At 68.3% G+C, this 26,207-nt stretch carries 28 protein-coding genes; 11 read left to right on the top strand and 17 right to left on the bottom strand.

Annotated elements, in window-relative coordinates:
• Positions 1-74: 74 nt before the first annotated feature.
• From F6W70_RS16550 to mnhG, 6 genes are read left to right on the top strand one after another with little or no spacing between them, the layout of a single operon-like run.
• Complete coding sequence (locus F6W70_RS16550; protein ID WP_151487366.1) at positions 75-3,044, top strand: Na+/H+ antiporter subunit A; 2,970 nt, start codon at positions 75-77, stop codon at positions 3,042-3,044.
• Positions 3,044-3,643, top strand: a complete 600-nt coding sequence (locus F6W70_RS16545) for a Na(+)/H(+) antiporter subunit C (RefSeq protein ID WP_127481404.1) — start codon at positions 3,044-3,046, stop codon at positions 3,641-3,643. Before F6W70_RS16550 ends, F6W70_RS16545 begins: the two co-directional genes overlap by 1 nt.
• Positions 3,640-5,190 (top strand): Na+/H+ antiporter subunit D, encoded by a 1,551-nt coding sequence (locus tag F6W70_RS16540; protein ID WP_017829978.1) that lies wholly within the window; start codon positions 3,640-3,642, stop codon positions 5,188-5,190. The genes F6W70_RS16545 and F6W70_RS16540 overlap by 4 nt, the downstream gene beginning before the upstream one ends.
• Complete coding sequence (locus tag F6W70_RS16535) at positions 5,190-5,780, top strand: Na+/H+ antiporter subunit E (protein ID WP_017829979.1); 591 nt, start codon at positions 5,190-5,192, stop codon at positions 5,778-5,780. Before F6W70_RS16540 ends, F6W70_RS16535 begins: the two co-directional genes overlap by 1 nt.
• Positions 5,777-6,046 carry an MrpF/PhaF family protein gene (locus tag F6W70_RS16530; RefSeq protein WP_017829980.1) on the top strand — a complete coding sequence of 90 codons (270 nt, stop codon included), beginning with the start codon at positions 5,777-5,779 and terminating at the stop codon, positions 6,044-6,046. The genes F6W70_RS16535 and F6W70_RS16530 overlap by 4 nt, the downstream gene beginning before the upstream one ends.
• Complete coding sequence (mnhG, locus tag F6W70_RS16525; RefSeq protein ID WP_046748040.1) at positions 6,043-6,432, top strand: monovalent cation/H(+) antiporter subunit G; 390 nt, start codon at positions 6,043-6,045, stop codon at positions 6,430-6,432. The genes F6W70_RS16530 and mnhG overlap by 4 nt, the downstream gene beginning before the upstream one ends.
• A 15-nt stretch (positions 6,433-6,447) precedes the next feature.
• Here mnhG and F6W70_RS16520 read toward each other — a convergent pair whose 3' ends face one another.
• From F6W70_RS16520 to F6W70_RS16495, 5 genes are all read right to left on the bottom strand, one after another.
• Positions 6,448-7,209, bottom strand: a complete 762-nt coding sequence (locus F6W70_RS16520; protein WP_141385580.1) for an alpha/beta fold hydrolase — start codon at positions 7,207-7,209, stop codon at positions 6,448-6,450.
• A 60-nt stretch (positions 7,210-7,269) separates the two neighbouring features.
• Complete coding sequence (locus F6W70_RS16515) at positions 7,270-9,936, bottom strand: penicillin acylase family protein (protein ID WP_151487496.1); 2,667 nt, start codon at positions 9,934-9,936, stop codon at positions 7,270-7,272.
• Positions 9,937-10,265: 329 nt separating this feature from the next.
• Positions 10,266-11,711 carry an argininosuccinate synthase gene (argG, locus tag F6W70_RS16505; RefSeq protein ID WP_017829985.1) on the bottom strand — a complete coding sequence of 482 codons (1,446 nt, stop codon included), beginning with the start codon at positions 11,709-11,711 and terminating at the stop codon, positions 10,266-10,268.
• A gap of 62 nt (positions 11,712-11,773) precedes the next feature.
• Positions 11,774-12,190, bottom strand: a complete 417-nt coding sequence (locus F6W70_RS16500; RefSeq protein WP_055871673.1) for a PIN domain-containing protein — start codon at positions 12,188-12,190, stop codon at positions 11,774-11,776.
• Positions 12,174-12,404, bottom strand: coding sequence for an AbrB/MazE/SpoVT family DNA-binding domain-containing protein (locus F6W70_RS16495; protein WP_229778774.1), 231 nt, complete (start codon positions 12,402-12,404; stop codon positions 12,174-12,176). Before F6W70_RS16495 ends, F6W70_RS16500 begins: the two co-directional genes overlap by 17 nt.
• A gap of 84 nt (positions 12,405-12,488) precedes the next feature.
• Between F6W70_RS16495 and F6W70_RS16490 the strand changes: the two genes are divergently transcribed.
• Positions 12,489-12,974, top strand: coding sequence for a hypothetical protein (locus F6W70_RS16490; protein ID WP_055871676.1), 486 nt, complete (start codon positions 12,489-12,491; stop codon positions 12,972-12,974).
• Positions 12,975-13,110: 136 nt separating this feature from the next.
• A complete protein-coding gene (locus F6W70_RS16485) occupies positions 13,111-13,818 on the top strand; it encodes a ZIP family metal transporter (protein WP_055871679.1) in 708 nt (235 codons plus the stop codon).
• A gap of 33 nt (positions 13,819-13,851) precedes the next feature.
• Here F6W70_RS16485 and F6W70_RS16480 read toward each other — a convergent pair whose 3' ends face one another.
• The 10 genes from F6W70_RS16480 to F6W70_RS16435 all read right to left on the bottom strand — a co-directional run bounded on the left by F6W70_RS16480 (position 13,852) and on the right by F6W70_RS16435 (position 21,623).
• Complete coding sequence (locus F6W70_RS16480) at positions 13,852-14,259, bottom strand: pyridoxamine 5'-phosphate oxidase family protein (RefSeq protein WP_055875585.1); 408 nt, start codon at positions 14,257-14,259, stop codon at positions 13,852-13,854.
• 206 nt (positions 14,260-14,465) lie between these two features.
• Positions 14,466-15,569 carry a DUF4064 domain-containing protein gene (locus F6W70_RS16475; RefSeq protein WP_235562657.1) on the bottom strand — a complete coding sequence of 368 codons (1,104 nt, stop codon included), beginning with the start codon at positions 15,567-15,569 and terminating at the stop codon, positions 14,466-14,468.
• Positions 15,566-16,303: a hypothetical protein gene (locus F6W70_RS16470; RefSeq protein ID WP_241244684.1), complete on the bottom strand. Its 738-nt coding sequence runs from the start codon at positions 16,301-16,303 to the stop codon at positions 15,566-15,568. The genes F6W70_RS16475 and F6W70_RS16470 overlap by 4 nt, the downstream gene beginning before the upstream one ends.
• 2 nt (positions 16,304-16,305) lie before the next feature.
• A complete protein-coding gene (locus tag F6W70_RS16465) occupies positions 16,306-17,358 on the bottom strand; it encodes a VWA domain-containing protein (RefSeq protein WP_141385574.1) in 1,053 nt (350 codons plus the stop codon).
• Positions 17,355-18,341 (bottom strand): VWA domain-containing protein, encoded by a 987-nt coding sequence (locus F6W70_RS16460; RefSeq protein ID WP_229778768.1) that lies wholly within the window; start codon positions 18,339-18,341, stop codon positions 17,355-17,357. The genes F6W70_RS16465 and F6W70_RS16460 overlap by 4 nt, the downstream gene beginning before the upstream one ends.
• A complete protein-coding gene (locus F6W70_RS16455; protein WP_055875608.1) occupies positions 18,332-18,823 on the bottom strand; it encodes a hypothetical protein in 492 nt (163 codons plus the stop codon). The genes F6W70_RS16460 and F6W70_RS16455 overlap by 10 nt, the downstream gene beginning before the upstream one ends.
• A complete protein-coding gene (locus F6W70_RS16450; protein ID WP_055875611.1) occupies positions 18,810-19,697 on the bottom strand; it encodes a DUF58 domain-containing protein in 888 nt (295 codons plus the stop codon). Before F6W70_RS16450 ends, F6W70_RS16455 begins: the two co-directional genes overlap by 14 nt.
• 5 nt (positions 19,698-19,702) lie before the next feature.
• A complete protein-coding gene (locus F6W70_RS16445; RefSeq protein ID WP_055871986.1) occupies positions 19,703-20,668 on the bottom strand; it encodes an AAA family ATPase in 966 nt (321 codons plus the stop codon).
• A 258-nt stretch (positions 20,669-20,926) separates the two neighbouring features.
• Entirely contained in the window at positions 20,927-21,229 is a 303-nt protein-coding gene (locus tag F6W70_RS16440; protein WP_127481415.1) for a DUF4190 domain-containing protein, read from the bottom strand.
• Positions 21,230-21,311: 82 nt separating this feature from the next.
• Positions 21,312-21,623, bottom strand: a complete 312-nt coding sequence (locus tag F6W70_RS16435; protein ID WP_017830002.1) for a putative quinol monooxygenase — start codon at positions 21,621-21,623, stop codon at positions 21,312-21,314.
• Between the two features lie 117 nt (positions 21,624-21,740).
• On the opposite strand from F6W70_RS16435, the gene F6W70_RS16430 reads away from it, so the two are divergent.
• The 3 genes from F6W70_RS16430 (at position 21,741) to F6W70_RS16420 (ending at position 24,352) form a co-directional block, all read left to right on the top strand.
• Positions 21,741-22,103: a winged helix-turn-helix transcriptional regulator gene (locus F6W70_RS16430; RefSeq protein WP_017830003.1), complete on the top strand. Its 363-nt coding sequence runs from the start codon at positions 21,741-21,743 to the stop codon at positions 22,101-22,103.
• A 77-nt stretch (positions 22,104-22,180) separates the two neighbouring features.
• On the top strand, positions 22,181-22,729 hold the full coding sequence (locus tag F6W70_RS16425; RefSeq protein WP_151487365.1) for a YbhB/YbcL family Raf kinase inhibitor-like protein: 549 nt from the start codon (positions 22,181-22,183) through the stop codon (positions 22,727-22,729).
• Between the two features lie 198 nt (positions 22,730-22,927).
• The gene (locus F6W70_RS16420; RefSeq protein WP_318278932.1) at positions 22,928-24,352 is read left to right on the top strand and encodes a trimethylamine monooxygenase; all 1,425 of its coding nucleotides are present in this window, start codon (positions 22,928-22,930) and stop codon (positions 24,350-24,352) included.
• 64 nt (positions 24,353-24,416) lie between these two features.
• Here F6W70_RS16420 and F6W70_RS16415 read toward each other — a convergent pair whose 3' ends face one another.
• Together F6W70_RS16415 and F6W70_RS16410 are read right to left on the bottom strand one after the other, a co-directional pair.
• Complete coding sequence (locus tag F6W70_RS16415) at positions 24,417-25,124, bottom strand: Pr6Pr family membrane protein (protein ID WP_151487364.1); 708 nt, start codon at positions 25,122-25,124, stop codon at positions 24,417-24,419.
• A gap of 46 nt (positions 25,125-25,170) precedes the next feature.
• Positions 25,171-26,103: a DMT family transporter gene (locus F6W70_RS16410; protein ID WP_151487363.1), complete on the bottom strand. Its 933-nt coding sequence runs from the start codon at positions 26,101-26,103 to the stop codon at positions 25,171-25,173.
• Positions 26,104-26,207: the final 104 nt, after the last annotated feature.

The raw sequence follows: 26,207 nt of genomic DNA, 5'->3' as shown, positions 1-26,207 counted from the left end.
CTCGCGCCGGTAAACTGTATGTACACCCGCCCGCCTGAGCCAAACGGCCGACGAGCCCTGAGGGAGCCGCGTATATGCTGATGCTCCTCGCTGTGTTCCTCCTCGGGTCGCTGTTGATGCCCGTTCTGGTGCGCTGGCTCGGGGCTCAGGCCTTCGCGATCGCCGCCCTCGTTCCGACCGCCGCCTTCGTGCACGCGCTGGTCATGACGCCGCAGGTGCTCGACGGGCCGGTACCGTTCGAATCGGTCGAGTGGATCCCCCAACTGGGTCTGAACCTCTCCATGAACATGGACGTGCTCGGGTGGGTGCTCACCCTGATCGTCACGGGCGTCGGCGCACTGGTTCTCCTCTACTGCCGCTGGTACTTCTACGAGGACTCGGCGGGCGTCGGGCAGTTCGCCGGGGTGCTGCTGGGCTTCGCGGGCGCCATGTACGGACTCGTCCTGACCGACGACCTGGTGATCCTCGTGATGTTCTGGGAAGTCACGAGCATCCTCTCCTATCTCCTCATCGGTCACTACCGCCGTCGCGCGGCCAGCCGTCGTGCGGCGCTGCAGGCCCTGCTCGTGACGACGCTCGGCGGCCTCGTCATGTTCGTGGGCGTCGTGCTGCTCGTGGTCGACACCGGAACCTCGAGCATCCGCGAGATCCTCGCGATCGCGCCCAGCGGGCCCCTCGTGGATGCCGCGATCGTGATGCTCCTGATCGGAGCGATCAGCAAGTCGGCGCTGTTCCCCTTCCACTTCTGGCTTCCCGGCGCCATGGCCGCTCCCACGCCGGTGAGCGCCTATCTGCACGCGGCCGCGATGGTCAAGGCCGGCATCTACCTCATCGCCCGCTTCGCACCGATCTTCGCTTTCAGCACGACGTGGCGCCCGATCGTCATCACCCTCGGCATCGTGACGATGCTGCTCGGCGGCATCCAGGCACTGCGCGAGACCGACCTCAAGCGCATCCTCGCGTTCGGCACGGTCAGCCAGCTCGGCTTCTTCGCCATCGTGGTCGGCTACGGCACGCAGGCCACCGCGCTCGCGGGACTCGCCCTGGTCATCGGGCACGCGCTGTTCAAGTCGGCGCTGTTCCTCATCGTCGGCGTCATCGACCGTCAGCTGTCGACGCGTGACATCAACGAGCTCTCCGGTGTCGGGCGACAGGCGCCGGTCATGGCGACAGCGGCATTCATCTCGGTCGCCTCGATGGCCGGCATCGCCCCCACCATCGGCTTCGTCGCCAAGGAGTCGACTCTCACGGCCCTCCTCGACGACGCGCAGGGCGGTTCTCCCTGGGGCCTCGTCGCCCTGATCGGGATCGTCCTCGGATCCATGCTCACTGCGGCATATGGCGTGCGCTTCCTCTGGGGGGCGTTCTGGAAGAAGCGCGACGAACAGGGTGGGCAGCTGCCGGACACGGCGTGGCCTGACCCGCCGGTCGGCTTCCTGTCCGCACCGATCATCCTCGCCGGCGTCACACTCGCCGCGGGTATCGGCGCCCCCGCACTCGACACGGCTCTGCAGGGCTACGCCCTCACCGCGACACCCGGGCTCGACCACGCCGGTGAGGCCGTCGAGGGCCCCGGCCACCTCGCGCTCTGGCACGGATTCGAACCCGCGCTGGGCATCTCGATCCTGTCGATCGTCCTCGGCATCGGGCTCTTCCTGCTCACTCGGAAGACCGGCTGGGACCGCAAGGCGCGGTTCCTGCGCTTCACCGCGGCCGACGTGTACTACCTCGTCATGCGCGGGGTCGACCGGCTCTCGGTGCTCAGCACCACGCTCACGCAGCGCGGTTCGCTGCCGGTCTACGTCGGCACGATCTTCGTCGTGTTCGTCGCCGCCGAGGTCACGGCGCTGATCGCGAGCGACATCGATCGGTACCACTTGTCGGCCTGGCACACCCCGGCGCAGATCGTGGTCGCGCCGATCATGGCGATCGCCGGCGTCTTCGCCGTCCGCGCGCAGAAGCGGTACACCGGGGTGGTGCTGGTCTCGGTCACCGGCCTCGGCATGGTGGTGCTGTTCGCGACGAGCGGCGCCCCTGACCTCGCGCTCACGCAGATCCTCGTCGAGACGGTGACGATGGTCACCTTCGCGCTCGTGCTCCGTCGCCTCCCCGCACGCATGGGTGAGCACAACGCCTCGGTCGGACGCATCCCCCGGGCGCTGCTGGCCATCGGGGTGGGCGTCACGATGGCCTTCGTCGCGGTCGTCGCCACCCAGTCCCGTGTGGCCACCCCGATCTCGGAGGCCTTCCCGAGGCTCGCGTACGAGATCGGCCACGGCAAGAACGTCGTCAACGTGGCGCTGGTCGACCTGCGTGGCTGGGACACCATGGGCGAGCTCTCGGTGCTGGTGCTCGCCGCGACCGGTGTGGCCTCCCTCGTGTTCGTCACGCACCGCGCCGACCTGCTCGCCGCCACCAAGAACCTCCCGCGCGCCACGCGCAAGGCCGCGCGCAGCCGTCCGCTCGTCGAGACCACCGAGGGCATCCGCTTCCAGACCTCCGAGAACGAGAGCAGCCCCCGGGCCTGGCTCGTCGGCGGGCAGAAGATGAAGCCCGAGAACAGGTCGATCCTGCTCGAGGTGATCGTCCGCATCCTGTTCCACACCATCATCGTGGTGTCGATCTTCCTGCTGTTCGCCGGTCACAACCTGCCCGGCGGCGGCTTCGCCGGCGGTCTCGTCGCCGGCATGGCCCTGGTGATGCGCTACATCGCCGGCGGTCGCTGGGAGCTGGGCGCCGCGGCTCCCACCGATGCGGGTCGGCTACTCGGCACCGGCCTCATCCTCGCCGTCGGCACCGCCGTCGTCCCGCTGTTCTTCGGCCTGGCGCCCCTGACCAGCACCTTCTGGGAGTGGGAGATCCCCGGCATCGGGCACATGGAGTTCGTCACCTCGACCATCTTCGACGTGGGCGTGTATCTCGTCGTGATCGGACTCGTGCTCGACGTGCTGCGCAGCCTCGGTGCCGAGGTCGACCGTCAGGCGGCACTTCGCACCACGCCGGGTCCTGAAGGATTCCTCTCCCGGGGCGGGAGGAGCAGCTGATGGACGTCTCCCTCACCCTCATCGTCATCATGGCCATCCTCTTCGCATGCGGCGTGTACGCGATGCTGGAGCGCAGCCTGACCCGCGTGCTGATCGGCTTCCTGCTGCTCGGCAACGCCACGAACCTGCTGCTGCTGATCGTGATGGGCGTCCCCGGCAATGCCCCGTTCTTCGGCACGGAGGGCGAGATGAGCGATCCGCTCCCGCAGGCGCTCACCCTCACCGCCATCGTGATCACGTTCGCGGTCTCGGCATTCCTCCTCGCCCTGATCTACCGCTCCTGGCAGCTGGGCCAGGCCGACACGGTCGAGGACGACGAGGCCGACATCGCGCTCCGCGAGCGCACCGACGCCGACGAAGACCTCATGGACGACGAGTCCGAGACCGACGACGACGAGGCGACGACGGACTTCGTCGGCGTGCAGACCGCGCCGATCACGGTTCTGCACATGCGCGACCACCCGTCGATCCATGACGACGCTCCCTTCGACGCCCCGACCGGATGGGGGAGCGAACCCGCTGCGCCCTCAGACGAGGGCCGTGAACCGAGCCCCGACGAACCCCATGACCGCGACGAGAACGAGGAGGGCAGGCCATGACCGCCCTCGTCCCGCTCCTGGTCGCGCTACCTCTGCTCGGGGCCGCCGTCACGCTCGTGTTCGGTCGGAACCCGCGCCTGCAGGTCGTCGTCACGGTCGCGACCCTCGCTGCCGTCTCGGTGATCGCCGCCGTGCTCCTGGTCGTGGTCGACTCCGGTGCGCCGCTGGCGGTGTCGGTCGGCGGCTGGCCCGTGCCCTTCGGCATCGTGCTCTACGTCGACAGGCTCGCCGCGCTCCTGGTGCTCATCTCCAGCATCGTGCTGCTCGCGGTGCTGCTCTTCTCCATCGGCCAGGGCGCCGCGGACGGCACCGACGAGACCCCGATCTCGATCTTCAACCCCTCGTACCTGATCCTCGCGGCCGGCATCTTCAACGCCTTCATCGCGGGCGACCTCTTCAACCTCTACGTCGGCTTCGAGATCCTGCTCGTGGCCTCGTATGTGCTGATCACGCTCGGCAGCACCGAATCCCGCATCCGCACCGGCGCCGTCTACATCGTCGTCTCGCTGGTCTCGTCGATCCTGTTCCTCGCCTCGATCGCGATGATCTACGGGGCTCTCGGCACGGTCAACATGGCTCAGATCGCCGAGCGGATGTCGGAACTCCCGCAGGAGACGCAGCTGGTGCTGCACCTCATGCTCGTGGTGGCGTTCGGCATCAAGGCGGCCATCTTCCCGGTGTCGTTCTGGCTGCCGGACTCGTATCCGACCGCACCGGCTCCGGTCACGGCGGTGTTCGCCGGCTTGCTGACGAAGGTCGGCGTGTACGCGCTGATCCGCACGGAGACGCAGCTGTTCGCCTCGAACAGCATCGACACCGTGCTGCTGATCATCGCCCTCGCGACCATGATCGTCGGTGTGCTCGGCGCCGTGGCGCAGGCCGAGCTCAAACGAATCCTGTCGTTCACTCTGGTGAGCCACGTCGGCTACATGATCTTCGGTCTCGCGATCGCGACGCCCGCCGCGATCGGCGCCACGGTGTACTACATCGTTCACCACATCGTGGTGCAGACGACTCTTTTCCTCGCCGTGGGGCTCGTGGAACGCCGAGCGGGAAGCACGTCGATCCTGCGCGTCAAGGGACTGCTGAAGGTCGCGCCCCTGATCGCCATCCTCTACTTCGTGCCCGCGATCAACCTCGGCGGCCTGCCGCCCTTCTCGGGGTTCATCGGCAAGTTCGCGCTGTTCGAGGCGGCGGCGTCGGTCGGCACTCCGATCATGATCGTGCTGATCTTCGGCGGCATCGTCACGTCGTTGCTGACCCTGTACGCCCTGATGCGCGCCTGGAACCTCGCCTTCTGGCGCGAGGAGGAGGACTCCACCGAGACCGAGGGGCGCATCTCGTACCTCGGCAACGCACCGGCCGCCGATGAGCAGCAGGAGCGTCGCCGCATACCGAAGATCATGACCCTGGCGACCGGCGGCATGGTCGCGGTCACACTGGCCCTGACGATCTTCGCCGGCCCTCTCTACGCACTGTGCGACCGCATCGGCGCCTCGTTGCTGCAGCCCGTGAGCCTCGTGCAGCTGGAACAGGAGGTGGGCTGATGGCGCGTGACACCCGACGTCACCTCTGGCGCGACATCCGCGTGCAGCTGCCGTTCCTCGCGTGGCTCGTCGTGCTCTGGATGCTGCTGTGGGCGCAGTTCACCGTGCTGTCGTTCCTCACCGGACTCGTCGTCGCGATCTTCGTCACCCGCGTCTTCCGCCTGCCGACCGTCGCGCTCTCGGGCCGGATCAACCTCTGGTACGCCGCGCTGTTCGTGGTGCAGTTCCTGTTCGCCGTGCTGAGGGGCGCCCTCTCGGTCACGGTGCAGGTGTTCGACTTCCGTCGTCAGCCGGGCACGGCCATCATCGCGGTGCCGCTGCGCTACGCCGACGACCTGGTGATGACGCACGTCGCTGTCGTGTCTTCGCTGATCCCCGGATCCCTGGTCGTCGACACCGATCGCGATCGGCAGATCCTCTATCTGCACGTAATCGGCGTGCGCGACCTCGACGACGTCGAGAAGCAGCGCGCCGGGGTGCTCCGCTGGGAGCGACGCGTCGTGCGAGCCCTCGGCGACCCCGCTCAGTACCGCGCCCTCAAGGCTGACGAGCGTGCGGGCGTCGGAGCGACGAAGGGCGGTGCCCGATGAACATCCTGCTGTTGCTGATCATGGTGGTGTTCGGCCTCGCCGCCGTCCTCGCCCTGATCCGCATCGTGCGCGGGCCGTCGATCCTCGACCGCGCCGTCGCCTCCGACGTGCTCCTCACCGAGGTGATGTGCGTGATCGGTGCCGAGATGGCCATCAACGGCCACACCCGCAACATCCCCGTGCTCCTGATCATCGCGGCCGTCGGAGTGTTCGGGTCGATCGCCGTCGCCCGGTTCGTCGCGAGAAGGGACAACACGACACCATGAACGTGTTCGGTCTCATGATCCCCGATGCCGTCATCGACGTGGCGGTGCTGGTGCTCATCCTGCTCGGCGCCGTGCTGTGCCTGTCGGCGGCCGTCGGGCTGCTGCACTTCCGGGATGTGCCGTCCCGTCTGCACGCGGCGACCAAGCCCCAGGTGCTCGGACTGCTGCTCATCTGCATCGCGATCGCGTTGTCGCAACGTTCGATCGGCGGCATCCTGCTCGGCTTCGTGCTCGTCGCCCCGGTCGTGCTCATGCAGTTCGCGACCGCCCCGCTCTCGGCGCACATGGTCGGGCGGCAGGCCTACCGCAACGGCACCATCGAACAGCGGGGCCTCGTCGTGGACGAGCTTGCCGAGTCGAAGCAGACCCCGCCCGCCGCAGGCTGACCCGCGGCCACCGTCTCAGAGGCGGGCGGTGAACTCGTGGATCAGGCGCGCCGCCGGCTCGGAGTCGCTGATGAGCGTGCCGTGACCGTGGTCGGGGATGACCTCGAGGTCGGCGCCGGGGATGGCGTCGATGATCTCGCGGCACCAGCTCATCGGGGCGAGCGGGTCGCTCTCTCCCCGCAGCACGAGCACGGGGCACTCGATGCGCACGAAGGCGTCTTCGGGCTCGTGCACGATGGTGGCGCGCATCTTGCGGAAGAGGTGGGGGCCGCCGCGGAGGTACTCCCTGGCTCCGCGCCAGAGGACGAGCGGTCGTTCTCCGACGAGGTCGGTCAGCAGATACCGCGCCTGCGCGCCGATGTTGCGTGCCGCCTTGTTGACGGTCGGGCCGGCGAGCACCACCGCCTCGACGAGGGACGGATGCCGCGCGGCGAGCTCGGCCGCGATCTGGCTGCCCATCGAGTGACCGATCACCACGACGGGGCCTGAGTCCACGTGTCGGAGGTAGGCGGCGACGAGGTCGGCGTGCCGTTCCATCGTGAGGGTCCGCGTGGGCTCGGGCGCTTCGCCGAAGCCGGGCAGATCGACCGCGATGACCCGCCCCTCCAGGCGCTGCACGACGTCGAGGTAGACGCTGCGACCCATGCCGATGCCGTGCAGGAGAAGGTACGTGTGCGGTCCGTCGCCGAACGTCTCGGCGATGAGCGTCGCACCTCCGTGCTCGAACTCCAGGAGCGTGACGGAGGTGCCCTTGGGGGCGAGATAGCTGGATGGCACCCACCAACGGTAGCCGAGCATCCTGAGGCGCCGCTCGGGACGCCGTCGCGCGCCCTTCGCTCAGCCGGCCGGAGTCAGCACCAGACTGTCGACGGCAGCCGCCTTCACCGCCTTCGCCGAGTACGCCCACGGCTTCTGGATGCCTGCTGCCCAGTCCGCCGTCTGATCCGTGTAGTGCTCGTTGTAGGCATGGCCGGAGGCACCGGTGAGGTGGTTCCACGTCGACGCGTCGAGATCCGACAGATCGATCACCATGCGCATCGACGGCACGGTGGTGGTCGCGTACGAGACGCCGAGCTCCCACCCGGTCGCATTCACCACGGACGCACCTCCGCCCACCGGGAACGGCCCTCGGTTGAAGAGCGCTTCGATCGGCGCGATGCCCGACGAGCCGAGCGTGTCGCTGGTGAGGGTGATCGCGTGCAGGTCGCCCCAGTTCCAGCGTGAGACGGTGGTTCCCTGCAGTGCCGCGAGCTCGTCGTAGGCCTCTTGCGCCGACAGCGCCAGCATCTGCTCCATCCCGTCGACGTCGATCTGCTCGTTGACCCAGAGCGGGTCGGAGGGATCGGCCAGCATCGCGGAGACGACCGTGAAGAGGCGGGCCTGACCGTCGATGGGGAGGGGCTGGGCGCGCTCGGCGAAGATGTTCTGCACCAGGTTCGACCACAGCACGTTCGCATAGGCCGCGGCAGGCGACGATGCCGTGTTCTGGGCGTCCCATCCCTGCAGGAGTTCGACGGCCTCGGTCGGACCGGCGCCGGACACGTCGACGTCGCCCATGACGCTCGCCAGCTGCGTGCCGATCCACATCTCGTTGTCCATCTGGATCTCGCGCATGTCTTCCGCGGTCAGGGGCGCGACGGCCGCCCGCCGTTCGATGAGGTGGGCGATCCGTGCCGCTCGGTAGCCGTAGTCCCAGTCTCGGGAGAGGAAGTACTCGTAGTCGTCGGTCACGATCGCGTTGTTCGCGGTCACGATGTACCCGGAGTTCGGGTTGTACGACACCGGCAGTTCCTCGAACGGGATGAAGCCCGTCCAGTCGTAGCTGCTGTCCCACCCGGGCTGAGGCATCCACCCGTCCCCGGCGCCGCGGATCGGGAGGCGACCGGGCGTCTGGTACCCGATGTTGCCCTCGGTGTCGGCGTAGATGAGGTTTTGGGCCGGCACATCGAAGAGCGAGGCGGCGTAGCGGAAGTCCTCGAAGTCCTGCGCGGTGGAGAGCGCGAAGATCGCGGTCGCCGCGGTGCCGGGGTCCAGGGCCGTCCACCGGAGGCTCACGGCGTACTCGGCGTCGTCCTCGGAACCGGGGACCGGGGCGGTCGGGGCGGCGGCCTCAGCCTCGAGCGCGGGTTCGGGGTCGCCGGCGATCGCGGTGAAGTCGTCGGTGAGGCCCGAGATGAGGGGCCCGTGCACGGTCGAGCGGATGGTGAGCTCGATGTCGTCACCGCCCGCGACCTTGATCGTCTCGGTGCTCTCCTCGAGGGGTACCAGTGCCCCGTCGCGCCAGTACTGGTCGCCTTCGACGCGCTCGATGTAGAGGTCGGTGACGTCGGTGGTGAGGTTCGTGAACCCCCAGGCGACCTTCTGGTTGTGGCCGATCACGATGCCGGGGAGCCCTGAGAACGAGAAGCCTCCGACATCGAACGGGCACGCCTCGTCCACCGTCGAGCACTTCAACTGCACCTGGTACCAGACCGAGGGGAGGGATGCTCCGAGGTGCGGGTCGTTCGCGAGCAGGGGCATCCCGGTCTCGGTGAGGGCGCCGGAGACGACCCAGGAGTTCGAGCCGATGCCCTCGCCGACGTCGCCCACCAGAACGCTCGCTGCCTCGATGACGCTCGACGTCTCCTCCCATTCGATGGTCGTGGAGGCCTGCTGGACTTCTCCCTCGGTCTCGGTGGGGGTGAACGCCGCAGGCTCCGCGTCGGTGCCGAGCGTCGGAACGGTCGAGATCTTCGGGACGATCACGGGGTTCTCGTCGAACGGGTAGTCGGGGTAGAGCTTGGCGAGAGTGTCTTCGGTCGCCGTGGGATCCGTGCCCTCGCCATCCGTGTCGCCGCTCAGCTCGGCTGCCAGGAGCGATCGTTCGGTCTCGTCCTCGATGTTGCCGCGGAGGTCCCAGGCCATGGCCTTGAGCCAGGCCACGGAATCCGCGGGCTCCCAGGGCTCGGGCGCGTAGTCGGGATTCTGCAGGCCGATCACGGCGTACTCGAGCGACAGTTCGGCGCCCGACCGCGAGGCCAGATAGGCGTTCACACCATCCGCGTACGCCTCGTAGTAGCTACGGGTGGTGTCGTCCATCGCCTCGACCTCGGCCTCGGCGACCTTGCGCCAGCCGAGCGTGCGCAGGAACGCGTCGGTCCCCGCCTGCGACTCCCCGAACATCTCGGCGACGCGGCCGGCGGTGACATGGCGACGGAAGTCCATCTCGAAGAAGCGGTCCTGTGCGTGCACGAACCCCTGAGCGTAGAACAGGTCGTCGGTCGAGTCGGCGGTGATGGTCGGGATGCCGCGGTCGTCGCGCTGCACCGTGACCTCGGCCGTGAGTCCGTCGAGCTCGACGGATCCGCCGGTCTGCGGGAACGAGCGCTGGATCGTCCACGTGACGAAGAACGCCGCAGCCACGGCGATCACGATGATTCCGGCGACCACGAGGAACGCGATGCGTCCGATGCGAACGCCCAGCGAGGGGCGAGAAGGTACGGCGGATTCCTGCGAATCGGTCATCATCGTCGAGAACTCTTTCGGGTAGACAGGTGGAACTCAGTCCCACCGAGCCCCAGTGCGCGTTTCAGGGTCGCGCCTTCGCATCATATCCGCACCGGCGCTCGCCGCGAGGCGTTCGGCGACGGGTGCCCCGCCGGCTCCGTCCGCGTCGTGTGGTGTCATGCGTTGCGCGATGGGGGCGTGCCGCGCTCCTGTTCCTGTTCGACGATGTGCTCCCGGGCATCATCGATCGCTCTGCGACGCGGATCGCCGAGGCGAGAAGAGTGGCCTGACGCACGAATGCGCAGACACCCTCAGGGCGTCGGCGCATCCGTCGTGCGTTCGTCGGGTCAGTCGGTGCCGGAGTCGAAGGCCGCGCCCTCGGATGCGGAGTCGACGGCGCCGGCCAGAGTCTCGTCGGCTTCGGAGATCGAACCGGGGACCGAGTCGGTGATCTCACTCGACTCGCCCGCCGTCACGCGGCCGACGAGCTCACCGGTTGCACCTCCGACGAGACCGAGGCCCGCGTACTGCTCGAGGCGTGCGCGCGAGTCGGCGATGTCGAGGTTGCGCATCGTGAGCTGGCCGATGCGGTCGACCGGTCCGAAGGCCGCGTCGCCGACGCGCTCCATCGACAGCTTCTCGGGCCCGTAAGAGAGGTTCGGCGAGACGGTGTCGAGAATGGTCCAGTCGTCGCCGCGGCGCAGACGGATCGTGACGGTGCCCGAGATCGTGAGGCCGACCCAGCGCTGGATCGACTCGCGCAGCATGAGCGACTGCGGCTCGAGCCAGCGTCCCTCGTACATGAGGCGACCGAGGCGGCGACCCTGCTCGTGGTACGTCGCGAGGGTGTCTTCGTTCAGGATGCCGTTGACCAGGCGCTCGTAGGCGATGAACAGCAGCGACATGGCCGGGGCCTCGTAGATGCCGCGGGACTTCGCCTCGATGATGCGGTTCTCGATCTGGTCGCTCATGCCGAGGCCGTGGCGTCCGCCGATCGTGTTGGCCTCCATGACCAGGGCCACCGGGTCGCTGTACTCGACGCCGTTGATCGCCACGGGGCGACCGGCCTCGAAGGTGACGGTGACGTCTTCGGTCTCGATGGCGACGGACGGGTCCCAGAACTTGACGCCCATGATGGGGTCGACGGTCTCGAGCGACACGTTCAGGTGCTCGAGCGTCTTGGCCTCGTGCGTCGCACCCCAGATGTTGGCGTCGGTCGAGTAGGCCTTCTCGGCGGAGTCACGGTAGGGGAAGTCGCGGGCGACGAGCCAGTCGCTCATCTCCTTGCGGCCGCCGAGCTCGGTGACGAAGTCGGCGTCGAGCCACGGCTTGTAGATGCGCAGGCGCGGGTTGGCGAGCAGACCGTAGCGGTAGAACCGCTCGATGTCGTTGCCCTTGTAGGTGGAGCCGTCGCCCCAGATGTCGACGCCGTCCTCCTTCATGGCGCGCACCAGCATGGTGCCGGTGACTGCGCGCCCGAGGGGCGTCGTGTTGAAGTAGGTCTTGCCGCCGGAGCGGATGTGGAAGGCGCCGCAGGAGAGGGCGACGAAGCCCTCTTCGACCAGGGCGGTCTTGCAGTCGATCAGCCGCGAGGCCTCGGCGCCGTACTCCAGCGCGCGACCCGGGATCGATGCGATGTCGTCTTCGTCGTACTGACCGAGGTCGCCGGTGTAGGTGAAGGGCACGGCGCCCTTCTCGCGCATCCAGGCGACGGCGACGGAGGTGTCGAGTCCTCCGGAGAAGGCGATGCCGACGCGCTCGCCGACGGGCAGGGACTGGAGGACCTTGGACATGGCTCCCAGTCTATCCGCGGGCGGCGTGTCGCCCTGTCTCGCATGACAGTGACGAAAGCCCGTCAGGCGAGGAGGACCTCCACCCGCAACGCGGCATACGTGCCCATGGCGCGGCGGTCGCACGTGAGAAGCGTGACGGCGGCATCACGTGCGGCGAGGCCGACGAGTCCGTCGTATACCGATCCTCCTGCGATTCCCGCGTCGGCGAAGGTGGCGATCGCGGCCTCCGCCGACGTCGGCGAGAGCGGTGCGGAAGCGGGGAACGACCGCTCGATGATCTCCTGCGCGCGACCGGGACTGACGCGCGCGGCGCCCGGCATCCGCGTCAGTACCGAGTACATCTCGACGGAGGCGTGCCCGGCGAGGCCGATGACGCGACCGTGGGTGAGTTGGAGTATGCGTTCGTGTGCCGGATTCTGGTCGTGGACCAGCGCGATCGCGGCGCTGGTGTCGAGGAGGAGATCAGCGCTGATCGGCAAGTCGGAGCTCCCGGATCTCATCCACGGTGAGTGTCGGTCCTCCTGTGATGACCAGACGGCCATCCTTCTCGACGACGTTGTCCGGGGCATCGATCTCGATGCGAATGCCGTTGCCGTCGAGGATGAGATCGACCGGGCCGGGGATCAATCCGACCCGCTCGCGAAGCGCGGCCGGAATCACGATCCGGCCTGCCTTGTCCATGGTTGCCCTCATGCCATGACGGTACCATTTGAAAGGCGGATGCGGAGTGCTTCATATCGGCGGCATACGCGCAGGACGCATCGATACAGTGCCCGCATGCAGAGAGCACGGTTGCGTGGACTGTGGTGGTTCGTCGCGGGAGGCGTGATCCTCGCCGTGCTTCTCGTCGCGGCGTTTCAGACCTTCCGCGGGTCGACGCTCGCGCGGCAGGACATGGCGGCGCACCTGTCGTTCCCCGCGACGTATCACGGCTTCGAAGAGGCCTCGGAACTCGCCGGTTTCACACTCAACGATGACGGCACAGCCGAGGTCTCGGCGCTGATGCTCGGCACCGAGGAACGGGAGCTCGACGACGGGCGGGTGTGCCTCGACGGCGACGTGACCCCGGTCGTCGGGAAGGCCAGCTGGCGGACGGACGATGCGGGGTGGGTCGTCATCGAGGCAGGCGACCGGCAGACGCGTCTGAGCCAGGACGATCCGATGCTCATGGGCTGGGGTTGGGGCAAGGTCTATGTCCTGACGCCCTGCACCGAGGAGTACACGGCGACGTTCGTCACCCCGAACGCCGACTACTCCGACTGAACGACATCTTCGTGGCGCGCCAGGCGCAGTGGGGAAGGAACTCCCGTCGCCGTCACGCGACACGTCGCCGTCCTCGGCGACGCCAGGGTGGCGGAGTCCCGCAGAAGTGGGAGAGTAGGGCGCACGGAGGTCGGACATGGGTGGAGCGATCCTGTGGGGTCTGGTCGCGGCGGCGCCGCTGTTCGTCGGTGCGGTGCTCGCGCTGCTGCGCACCTGGCCGCCGCGCTGGCTCGGCATCGTGCTGGGTTTCGGCGCCGGCGCGCTGATGGCCTCGATCGCCTTCGAACTCTGGGAGGAGGGACTCGACCTCGCCGGTCCCATCCCTCTCGTGATCGGCGTCGCGGCGGGAGCGATCAGCTACTACATCGCCGACCGCATCCTCGACGCCCGAGCCGCGAAGGCCAAGGAGAAGGCGGGCGGAGGCCAGCTCGCCGTGGGGGCACTGCTCGACGGCATCCCTGAGCAGCTGGTCCTCGGCATCGGGCTCGCATCCGGCGAGCCCGTCAGCATCGCGCTCGTGGTCGCCATCCTGGTCTCGAACCTGCCGGAGTCGATCGGTTCGGCCGCCGACCTGCTCGAAGGCGGCATGGCGAAGTCGCGGGTGCTGCTGCTCTGGGCGGGCGTGGCCGTGATCTGCGCTGTCGCGACGGTTGCGGGATTCGGTCTCGCGAGTGTCACCGGCGACGAGTTCCGTGCGGCGGCGAGCGGCTTCGCTGCCGGGGCGCTGCTGGTGATGCTGGTCGACTCGATGGTCCCCGAGGCGCAGTCCAAGGCCAAGGAGTCGACAGGACTCGCGACCGTGCTGGGCTTCGCGCTCGCCGCGGGGTTGGCTCTCGCGTCGTGAGAGCAGATCCGTGAGCCGAGATCCGGCCCCGGGTCAGTCCTTGCCGCGGAACTGGTCCCGTTTCACACTGCGACCCGTGATGGTGTCGATGTGCAGGCTCAGCGGAAGGCTCCGGTCGTCGCCCGCCCACGGGTGCACGCGAGCGGCGTCGCCCGCGGCCTCGTCGTCCGGCACCCGCGTGAGCGAGCCGTGCATCAGCACGCTCCAGGCCGTGCTGCCGAGGGGGTCGTGGTAGTCGACCTCGAACGCGACCTCCAGCGGCTCGCTGCTCAGGGCGCCCAGCACGCCGTCGGGCGTGGTGCGAAGAAGTAGATCGTGCCCCGAGACGGCGAAGTTCACGGGAAGGATCTGCACTCGTCCCTCATGGACGAAACCGACGCGGCCGATGGTGGTGGTGGTCAGCAACTCATAGGACTGCTGCTCGTCGAGCACTCGAATCATTTCGCGCACTCCTTCCCTCTGGCGCCAGGCTATCCAGCGCGGCACACGCCCTCAAGGGGTTCTCCTTGCAGGATCGCTTGACCGCGCTCGTGGAGACCCTGGGGTACGACCCGCGCACGTCGCGGGGTCATGCCCGCTACGTGCTGGCCCGGATGCTGTTGACGCTCGGCTCCTGAACCGTGCCCGATCCGGGGCGCTGACGCCGGTCACTCGAAGCCGGGGTAGTCCTGCAGTCTCGTCTGGAACTCCTCGCGATCGGCTTCGCTGAGCACGGCGCTCGCGATCACGGTCAGCTGCAGGCCTTCGAGAGGCTCGCCGGTGCGGGCGTTCTGCGCTTCGCGGGCGGCCAGGAATCCGCCGTCCGGATCGTTGGAGAGGTCGTTGATGGTGGCGTAGAAGCGCAGCGGACCGGGGAAGTTCTCGGTGTAGTACTCCCACGTGGTCTGCGTGCGCGGGTCGTCGCTGCCGTAGAGCTTGGCGATCATCGCGGGGTCGATGCCCGACGCGGTCGGATCGTTGAACGAGTACAGAGCCCACAGCCCGTGATCGGTGACGACCTCGCTGATCGCGGCCATCACCTCGAGCTTGCGTTCGTAGTCCTGGATGGGCTCGACGGTCGCCCACGACGCAGAGGTGAACTCGACCAGCATCGACTCCCCGCCGTAGCCGTTGCGCTCGGGTCGAAGGTCTTCGTCGCCCACCTGCACCCAGGTGTAGCCGAACTCCGCGGTCAGCCGCGTGCGGATGTCGGCGAACATCGTCTCCGCCTGCGCGCGCACCTCCTCGAGCGACTCCTGCGAGAGCGTCTTCTGCGGATCGGTGCCCTTGATGGCGGGATAGGCCTCCGCGTGCTTCTGCGCGGCCGTCTTCGTGCCCTCGTAGTTGCCGGAGGCCGAGGTCTGCAGCGCACTCATGCCGCCGACGGTGGCGACGTTGAACAGGACCGTCACGACCAGGGCGATCGCCCCGAGCGTGCGGCCACGTGCCGAGAACAGCGCAGCGACGATCGTGCCGACCACCACGAGCTGCAGTGTGAGCATCGTGACGCCGTAGAGGATGTCGGTGCCGCCGGCGATGAGCGTGCCGAGCAGGATCAGGGCGAACAGGATCGACACGGTGAGGGCGATCCACCCGAGGGCGTTCGCCGGCTTCTTCGGTTCCTCCGGCAGCGCACTGCTCACGACGGTCGGGCTCGGCGTCGATCCGAACGCCTCGCGCCGCGCGCCGCGGTAGCCCCCGGGCGGTGGAACGGGAGGAGCCCCCTCCGTGCCCGCGATGTACCGCGCTCGCTGCCTTTCGTGATCGCTCACCACGGCTTCTCCGTTCCCGAACCGCCCTGGTCGTCGCCCTGTTGCTGATCGCGTTCCTGCGTGCCCTGTTCGAGCTTGTCCTGGAGCCCCTTCAGCTTGTCCTCGGAGGGCTGCTCCTTCTCTCCGGGCTGAGGCTGGGGCTGCTGTTGCTGCTGCTGCTCCTCCTGCTGCTTCTGCTTCAACCGATCTGCTGTGCCGTCGAGGGAGTCCGCCATGTCACGCTGCGGGTCGGACGACTGCAGCTGGGCTTCCTTGCTGCGGCACGCCTCGGGAGTCTCGATCGTGATCGTGAGCGCCTCGCCATAGAGCTCGGCCGCGCCCGCGCCGTCGCCGTCTGCGCGGGCGGCATCGCCCATGCGCTCGACGACGAGGGCGAGGTTGATCCGCACCCCGCAGACCTCCAGCCCGGTCGCGAGGTCGAGCGCCTCTTCGAGCTGTGCTCGTGCGTGCGGCAGCTGCTCCGCCGCGCCCAGTGCCGTGCCGATGTTGAACGGCGCCTTGTACGGCTCGAACCAGTTCAGGAAGCCCTGTCCGCGTGCGGATGCCTCCGACCCGGCGAAATCGTCCACCACGTAGGCGGTGATGGCCTGATGCGCGAAGGCGTACATGCTCAGCAGCTTGCCCACGAAGAGGAGCGCCACCAGGGTGAGCGGGATGGTGCCGATCGCGACCCAGCGACGGATGCGTCGGCGACGGCGGTTGGACCGGAGGAGGGCGGCCGCCTCGTTCGGCATGCTCACGAGATGCCTCCCTGGCGTGCGTCGGGCCGCCGCGGTGCGCGCAACCGCCGGAGCCGTGCGATCAGCACCGTGGCGCGCGTGAGCTCCACGCCGAGGATGCCGAGGATGACGAGCGCTGCGATCCAGTACAGCTCGGCGACGTTGCCGACCTCGCCCGAATCGGTGTAATCGGTGGTGGTCGACGGCGCCTCGGGAAGCACGGGCGCGGCATCCGCCGTCCGACGTGCGTACTCGACGTCGAGCTCGTCGGCGATCGCTTCGAGGTTCGCCTCGTCGAGCACCGAGAGCGCGTCGGTGCCCTGGTACTGGATGTAGCCGCCACCCTGATCCGAGACGCCGCCCGTGGTGATGCGCATCGGTCCGCCTTCGGCCGTGCCGTACCCGAACACCGCTCCCGAATCGGTGTACTTCTCACTCGAGCGGAAGGACTCCGGTGGTGTGTCGACCGTCTGCTCGCCGTCGCCGAAGTAGAAGACCATGCGCGAGCGGTCGGGGGAGGATTCTGCCGCCGAGGCGAGGGTCTCCGACAGCAGCGGAGCCGCGATCCCGATGGAGCTCCCTCGGGACTGGCTGGTGACCTCGGGGCGCAGCACTTCGAGCGAGCTCATGAGCGCGGTGGTGTCGGTGGTCAGCGGCATGCGCAGCTGGGCCGCCGCATCCGAGGTTATGAGGGCGAAACGTGCCCCCGGGTACTCCTCGACGAGCGCGCGTACGTCGTCGCGGATGCCGTCGAGCCGCGGTTCGCCGTCGCCCCAGTCCTCGGCCACGATGCTCGCCGTGGTGTCGACGACGAGCACGATGTCGGTGTCCGTCGCGAGGGTCTGGGTGGCACCGCCGGGGATGCCCGGGCGCAGCAGCATCGCGAAGCAGGCGAGCACGAGCAGCAGGCGCAGGGCCCACAGGCCACGATGCCCGGCGAGCGCCCGACGATCGGTGATCGGCACTCCGGCCGACTTCGGCGGACGCACCAGCGCCCAGGCTGCGACGACGGCGACCGGCGCGCACAGCAGCGCGATCAGGAGGGGGTTGAGCACGGGTTGGAAGATCACAGTCGCACCCTCCACAGCACCACGACGAGACCGAGCAGGCAGATCGAGAGCAGCACGATCCACAGGTTCGGGGTGTCGGTCCAGACCACCTGCGCCTCGCCGCGCAGCTCGGTCGCCTCCTGCTCCTGCACCTGGGTGACGATGTCCGAGACAGTCGTCGTGTCGCGCAGGCCGAATGCGGCACCGCCCGTCGCCTCGGCCGCGGCGCTCAGCTCGGCGCTGACGTCGGCATCCTTGCCCTGCACCGGATTCAGCGCGAAGACGCGCACGTTCTTCGAGGCCGCGTAGGCGGCAGCCTCTTCGAGGGTGACGATCGAGGCGCCGTTGACCTCGTTGTCGGTGGCGAAGATGACCGAGCGCGAGCGGTCGTCGTCCGGGTGGTCGAAGCCCATCGCACACGCGGCCAGCCCGTCGCCGATCAGGGAGGCGCCGTCGCCGTTGAGGGTGCCGACCCAGTGCTCCGGGACCCGGTCGACGTAGTCGAAGCTCTGGGTCATGCTCGCCAGGTGCTCGCGCACGAAGTCGTAGTCGTCGGTGAGGGGGAAGATCTGCACCGGCGAGCTGTTGAAGATCGTCAGGCCGATCCGCTCGCCCTCGAAGCTGTCGAGCAGCTCGTCGAAGACGGTCAGCACCTCGACGTCGACCTCGGTCATGGAGCCGGAGACGTCGAGGCACAGCATGATGTCGCGGCTCGTGTCGACGGGCTGCACGGTCTGCGCCGACATCGGCCGTGCGGCCACAACGCCCGCGACGATCGCGGTGGTCGCGCCGAGGGCGAGGATTCCGGAGAGGGCGAGCGCCCGTCGAGCCAGTGCCCGGCGGAAGGAGGGCAGCGTGCGCAGGCGCTCGGCTCGGGCGATGCGCGCCGCGTCCCCACCGCTGGTGCGCCCGCTCCGTCGGAGTCCGACGACGAGGCCGATCGTCAGCGCGATCAGCACGACAGCGACGGCGGCCACCAGCATCCAGATGTTGGCTAGTGCCACGTGCGCACCACCGTCCTGGCCGCATCAGCGCCGGCCACCGGGTCGATCACCGGTCCCTGACGGAAGATGCTCGGGTAGTAGTGCCTGCCCAGTGCGTCGATCAGGGCGGGATGCACGCCGCGCGCCACGAGATCGTCGAGCGCGAGCACCGGAGCCTCCAGGCCGCTGTATTCGTTCACGAAGGCACGGACGACCCGGCTCAGCTCGAGGTTCGCCTGTCGGGCGGAGATGCGGCGTTCGAGGTACTCGGTCTCGATCTGCTGGATGCGCGCCTGGTATTCGGTGCGCAATTGCGAGAGCACGTCGATGATCAGCGGAGCCTGGCCGGCATTCGCGTCGGCGGTCGCCAGCGTGCGGCGCGGGCGGGTGAGCACGATCAGCAGCCAGGCGCCCAGCACCAGCAGAGCAAGGATGCCGATCGCCAGCAGCATCCAGCCCCAGCCGTACTGCGCCGGCGGGTAGAGGTCGTCAGAGCCGGGCATTCGACCTCCGGTTCAGCAGCGTCAGCAGCTGGGCGACGGCGTCGTCCTGCCCGTCCAGCGTGGAGTGGCTGATCTCCATGCGGGTGAGGAGCTCGGTGAGGTGCGCGGCATCGGCCTCGCGCTGCGCGGTCAGCTCCTGCACGATCTCGCGGTCGCCCTGCACGAAACCCGGCACCTGCCAACGGCTGTCGACATCTGAGCGGATGCGTCCGGTGGCGTGGTCCAGCACGGGCTCGGCGTCGCGGAGAGTGAGCCAGAGCACGTCGTGCTGCACGCGCAGTCGGCGCAGCATCCGCTCCGTCTCGCTCGTGACCGGGGCCTCGTCGGTGATCACCACCACGATCATGCGGCGGGCGATCGTGCGTGTGACGAACGACAGCAGTGCGTCACGGTCGCTCGGAGCACTGCTGTCGTCGATGGCCCTGTCGATCGTGCGCAGCGCATGTTCGAGCGCACCCTCGCTGCGGCCGGGCGCGAGCCGGCGCACCTTCGCGGAGTCGCCGTAGACCGTGGTGAAGTCGTCGCCGTGGCGCAGCGTCAGCACCCCGAGCACCCCGGTCGCGAGGATCGCCAGCTCCTTCTTCGACCGCTCGTCGGCGGCGAGGGCCGACATCGAGCGCCCTGTGTCGACCACGAACAGCACGGTGTGCATGCGCGTCGCGCGCGAACGCTTGACCAGGGGCGTTCCCAGTCGCGCGGTCGCCCGCCAGTCGATGTCGCGCACCTGATCGCCGTACTCGTACTTGCGCAGGTCTTCGAAGTCGAGGCTCCGCCCGCGCAGCAACGACGCGTAGGCGCCGTCGAGCGCGTGCAGCGACTTTCGCGTCGAGTGGATGAAGAGCTTGCTCTTCACCTGCGTGATCAGGCTCGGCATGGGGATCAGGGCGTGGGGACCGACGCGAAGATCTGGTCGATGATCTCCTCGCTGCGGACGCCCTCGGCGTCGGCCTCGAACGTCAGCAGCACGCGGTGGCGGAGGACCAGGTGCCGCAGCTCCCGGATGTCTTCGGGCAGCACGTGCGAGCGCCCCTTGAGCAGGGCCAGCGCTCGCGAAGCCTGCAGGAACGCGATGCTCGCACGCGGGCTCGCGCCGTACTTGATGAAGCGGGCCCGCTCCTCGCCGATGTACGGCGCCGGGTTCCGGGTGACGTAGGCGATCGACACGATGTAGTTGCGGATCGCGGGGTCGACGTAGATGCGGCTGGCCACATCCTGCAGCAGGCGCACGTCGTCGAGGCTGACCGCGCTGGCCACGTGCCGGTCGGGGTCGAGCACTCCCGAGTCGATGCGGCTGAGAACCTCGAGTTCTTCGGCGGGGCTCGGATACTCGACGATCTCCTTGAGGAGGAACCGGTCCATCTGCGCCTCGGGCAGCTCGTATGTGCCCTCCTGCTCGATGGGGTTCTGCGTCGCGATCACGAGGAACGGCTTCGGCAGGTGGTGGATCTCCCCGCCGATCGTGGTCTGATGCTCCTGCATCGCCTCGAGCATGGCGCTCTGGGTCTTGGCGCTGGAGCGGTTGATCTCGTCGAGCAGCACGAAGTTCGCGTGCACGGGGCCGAGCACGGTGCGGAAGGATCCGGTCGCCGCGTCATAGATCTGGTTGCCCGTGATGTCGCTGGGCAGCAGGTCGGGCGTGCACTGGATGCGCTTGAACTGCGCCTTCACCGTGTCGGCGAGGGTGCTGGCGGCGGTGGTCTTCGCCAGCCCCGGCACGCTCTCGAGCAGGATGTGGCCGCCGGCGATGAGCGAGACGAGCAGGCTCGTGCGCAACCGGTCCTGGCCGACCATCTTCGCGGAGTACGAGGCGGAGATGATCCGCAGCACCTCGGAGGCCCTGGCCATCTCGGCGTCGGTCGGTGCGCCGTTCGTCGCGGTGGGCGGGGCTGCCGGCGCTGGGGCCTGCGCAGGGGCGGGCGGAGGCGGCGGTGCCGCGGGCTGCGGGGCTGCGGCGTTCAGATCGTGCATGCTCTCTCCTCCTGGGGAGCACGGTGCTTCTCCCCCCAGGCCAGGGTAGTCGCCGCATCCGGATCCTCCCCGAACGCGGCCCCGTCGAGAGCCGACACGTTCACCCGGGCGCAGCCCCCGGCGAACAGAGTTGTGTCACTGGCCGAACATCGCCGAGGTGGCCGCGATCCAGCCGAAGGTGAGGGCGAGGAGCGTCAGGATGATCCAGATGCTCATAGCGATCGCGTTGAGCGTGATCCCCCACACCGCCTGCGTACGTGCACGGGGCTCTCCTCGCAGCGACACGATCCCGAGGATGAGCCCGACGGCGGGCGCGAAGAAGGTCCAGCCGGCGAACACGGAGCAGATTCCGAGCACGAGGCTGGCGGTGCCCTTCGCGGTCGACATCGCGGGATCGGACGGCGTGGCTGTGGCTGACGCGGAGACGGTGGTTGACATGTCATCCACGCTATGGCGGGGGCCTGTCGACGGGCATCCGTCGGAAGTACCCGGCTCGTACTCCCAGCGGATGATTGTGCGACTACTCCGACCGTCGGTCGAGGAACAGCAGTTCGAGCGGTGAGGCGAGCAGCGCATCGACTCCCTTCGCGAACGCCTGGAAGTGCGGTGTGGCGAAGTGGGTGTCGAGCGCGGCCTGGTCGTCGAACGCCTCGCGCATGTAGAACGTCCCGGGCTCGCTGCGCGATTCGAACAGCACATAGTCCTGGTTGCCGGGCTCCGCCCTGGTCGGCTCGATCAGCCCCTGCAGGGCCGCGAGCAGTTCGTCTCGGCGGTCGGGAAGCGCGCGCAGGATCGCGAGGCTGTACAGCGGGTCTGACGAGCGTGAGGCCATGGTGGGGTCCTTCTTTCGGGGATGTCGAGTGCGACGGGACCGCCGCGCTCCCATTACTACTCGAAAGGGAGCAGTTACCCGCAAGGAGTGCTGGTAACTTTCGGATACCATCAGGGGATGACCACCCTCAGCACCTGCGCCGCCGGCAGGCCCCACGATGTCTACGACGCGCAGTGCCCGTGCCGCGGGATCCTCGATCTGCTCGCCGACAAGTGGAGCGCACTCATCCTCGGCGCGCTCGAGGACGGACCGATGAGGTTCGGTGAGCTCAAGCGCAAGCTCGAGGGGATCAGCCCGAAGGTCCTGACCTCGTGCCTTCGACGGCTGGAAGACCGCGACCTCGTCGCCCGCGAGATCTTCGCCGAGGTGCCGGCCCGCGTCGAGTACTCGCTGACCGGCCTCGGCGCCGATGCGGCGAAGCCGCTGCAGAGCCTTCGCGACTGGGTCGAGTCGAACATCCAGCGCTTCCCCGACATCTGAGAGCGCGCCAGGGTGGTTACCTGAGGGTGACCTGCACCCCTTGCGGGAAACCACGTGCCCGTCGGTACCGTCCTCGCATGACAGATCAGACACAGGCGAACAACGATCCCTACTACGCACTGCCGGAGGTGCCGGGCTTCGAGCTGCGCAGCTCCACCGTCACCGACAGAACCCCCTTCGCGCCGGCACAGTACTCCGGGGTGTTCGGCGTCCCCGGCGGGCAGGACATCTCTCCCGAACTCACCTGGTCGGGTTTCCCTGATGAGACCCGGAGCTTCATCGTCACGGTCTTCGACCCGGATGCCCCCACCGGATCGGGGTTCTGGCATTGGGCCGTCGGGAACATCCCCGTGAGCACGACCCATCTCGTCGAGAACGCCGGATCCGAGACGCAGGAGCTGCTGCCTGCGGGTGCCGTCGCGTTCCCGAACGACGCCGGGCTCGCACGCTACATCGGTGCCGCGCCGCCCGCCGGATCGGGCGTGCACCGGTACTACATCACCGTGAGTGCGCTGGATGTCGCGCGGCTCGAGCTGGATGCGGGTGCATCCCCGGCGTTCCTGGGCTTCAACGCCGGCCCGCACACGATCGCGCGGGCCACGCTCGTCGCCTATGCGGGGGAGTAGACGCCGGGTGCGGAGTGCGGACCCCCGGTCGGGTCCGCACTCCGAGTCCTCGCCTCCGGTCCCGGTGGCCGACCCTGCTAACGTCGAAGAGCAGCCGCTTTCCGGGCAGGTCGAGCATTCCGCTCCCACCGGGACAGAACTGTTCCTCGCTCGGATGCGGCCGTGCCGATACATGACTGAAGAGTATGAGGACAATACGTGACGAGCAGAGAACGAGTAGCGATCATCGGCGCCGGCCCCTCGGGCATGGCGCAACTGCGGGCCTTCGAGTCCGCGGCCCGCGCGGGGGCGGAGATCCCCGAGCTGGTCTGCTTCGAGAAGCAGGCGGACTGGGGCGGACAGTGGAACTTCACCTGGCGCACCGGGCTGGACGAATTCGGTGAGCCGGTGCACTCCAGCATGTACCGCAACCTCTGGTCGAACGGTCCGAAGGAGGCGCTGGAGTTCGCGGACTACAGCTTCGACGAGCACTTCGGGCGTCCCATCTCGTCCTACCCGCCGCGCCCCGTGCTGTGGGACTACATCGCCGGCCGCCTGGAGAAGAGCGATGTGCGGGAGCTGATCCGCTTCCAGACCGTGGTGCGCTGGGTCGAGTTCGACAGCGAGCGCGAGGTCTTCACCCTCACCAGCGAAGACCTGCCGACGGGCCAGTCGACCGTGGAGGAGTTCGACCGGGTCATCATCGCCAGCGGGCACTTCTCCTTCCCGAACGTGCCGGACTTCCCCGGTATCGAGACGTTCCCGGGCTACATCAGCCACGCCCACGACTTCCGGGGCGCCGAGGCCTTCGAGGACAAGGATGTGCTCGTGATCGGCGCGAGCTACTCCGCGGAGGACATCGGCAGTCAGGCGTTCAAGATGGGCGCCCGCTCGGTGACGGCGAGTTTCCGGTCGGCACCGATGGGGTACGACTGGCCTGACGGCATCGAGGAGCGCCCGGTCGTCGAGCGCTTCGAGGGCAGCACCGCGTTCTTCGCCGACGGCACCTCGAAGCACATCGACGCGGTCATCCTGTGCACCGGATACCTGCACAAGTACCCGTTCCTCCCCGACGACCTCGCCCTCTCCTCGCCGAACAACGTGTACCCCGACGGTCTGTACCGCGGTGTGGTCTGGCAGGGCAATCCGCGCCTGACCTACCTCGGCGCGCAGGACCAGTGGTTCACGTTCAACATGTTCGACGCGCAGGCCTGGTACGTGCGCGACCTGATCCTCGGTCGCCTCGCGCTGCCCGCCGAACAGGAGCGCGCGGAATCCATCGCCGAGTGGCGCGCCCGCTTCGGCCGGATCGATTCGGCCGCGGCGGAGATTCGCTTCCAGGCCGACTACATCCGTGACCTGCTCGAGCTCACCGACTATCCGGAGTTCGACATCGACCGGGTCGTCGAGATCTTCCTCGCGTGGAAGCGCGACAAGAAGGACGACATCATGGGCTATCGCGACCGCACCTACGAGTCGGTCATGACCGGGACCATCGCCGTCGTTCACCACACGCCGTGGCTCGAAGAGCTTGACGATTCCCTCGAGCGCTACCTCGACGTGGATCCGGATGCCACCGAGACGGCGCGCATGATCGCGGGTCGGCCGCATGACGACGACCGTGAGGCGCTCGCGACCGCCTGAGCATCGTGTGAATCGACGACGCCCCTCCGCCCGTTCCCGGGTGCGAGGGGCGTCGCCGTGCAGATCAGGAGAGGACGGGACGCGGCACGGCTCCGCGGCGGCGACCGATCCAGACGACGCCGGCCGCCACGACGATGATCGCGATCGCGATGCCGACGATGTACCCCGAGACGCCGAGGTAGCCTCCGGGAACGTCGTACGGGTTCAGGAACGGATACGGGTACCAGTAGGGCTCACCGGTCGCCGGAGCGATGATGAGGTTCGCGCGGATCAGCGTGTACACCGCCCAGACCAGCGGGAAGATCGCCGTCACCGCGATCGTGCTCCAGCCCAGTGCCCGGCGGCGCGGGGCGAGCAGCACGTCGGCCAGCAGGAACAACGGGATGACGACGTGTAGCACCTCGTTCGACCAGGGGACGGTGACGCCTTGGGGGAGCTCGACGTTTCGCAGCAGCGTGTTGTAGACGATGCCGGTCACGATCATGTACGTGCTGACGCACACCAGAAGCACCGCGAGCCAGCGCGGTTCGGCGTCGGTGGTGCGGCGGTGGCGCAGTGCCCAGATCGCAGCGATGAGCAGGACGATCGCAGCGAGGATGTTCGACTCGATCGTGAAGAAGCTGAGGAAGTTGGCCGCCACTGTCGGCAGATGCCCGCCCCACTCGGTCGTCGCATCAAGGGCGTTCTGCACCGAGCGGTTCAGCTGCGCGATGACAGCCGCGAGCGCGAGCAGGGCTGCGGCGATGCGCAGATAGGGCCACCAGGTCGTCATTTCGCCTCCGGTCGCAACTGTAGTCACCTCCGGATGCTCGCGAGCGTCAGGCGCGTCTGTGCCACCGCAGGCGCGTGATGAGCACGCCGAGAAGACACAGCGCTCCACCGAGGAACATGAGCGGCGTCGGCACTTCGCCGAGGATCGCCCAGGACATGAGGATCGCGATCGCCGGCACGACGTAGGTGGTGGCCGACGTCTGCCCCGCGGTGCTGCGCTGCAGCACGTAGGCCCAGGTCGTGAAGGCGATCGCGGTGGGGAAGATGCCGAGGTAGACGACCCACAGCGTGGCATCCAGCGGTGCCGTCTGAAGTGAGCCGATGAGGTTGCCGATCCACGGCAGCAGCGCGATGGTGCCGACGCCCGCGCCGAGCCAGGTCAGGGTGGTCGGGTCGACCCCCGAGGTGAGCAGGCGCTTCTGCACGAGCGTGCACCCGGCGTACATGACCGCCGCGAGGAGGGCGAGGAGCAGGCCCGTGATGTCGGGGCCGGCGCTGGTGGAGGAGTTCATGCCGATCAGCACGACGCCGACGAACGCGATGGGCGCCCCGATGACGAGCGGCTTCGGGAATCCCTCCCGCAGGAACAGTCCGCTGAAGACGACCACCATGAGGGGCGCGAGGTTGACCACCATCGCGGCGGTGCCGGCGTCGAGTGTGAGCTCGGCGCTGTTGAGGGCAAGATTGTAGACGCAGAACCAGCCGACGCCCCACACCGCGATGAGGAGCCAGTGGCGACGGTCCGGGATGCGGATGCCGTGCCGCAGCGCGATGAACGTCAACACGACGGTGCCGACCGCCATGCGCAGCAGTGCCAGAGCGCCAGGGTCGTAGTGCGGGCCCGCGCCGCGGATGCCGATGAAGGCCGAGGCCCACAGCACCACGGTGACCAGCGCGGCGGCGAGCACGAGTGCGCCCTGCTTCTTCGGCGCCCCGGTATCGGTGCGGATCCCGGGGTCGCCGGATGCGGCTGCTGACATCCTTCGATCCTGGCAGTGGCGTCCGACATCGGGCGAGCTGCCGCAGCGCCATGATCCGCACCTTTTCGGCCAGGGTGCCGACCGGTGTCCGCTCGAGCTCTACG

It is taken from the genome of Microbacterium maritypicum (assembly GCF_008868125.1).
In the GTDB taxonomy this organism is placed as follows: domain Bacteria; phylum Actinomycetota; class Actinomycetes; order Actinomycetales; family Microbacteriaceae; genus Microbacterium; species Microbacterium maritypicum.
This window is presented reverse-complemented; position numbering and strand designations above follow the sequence as displayed.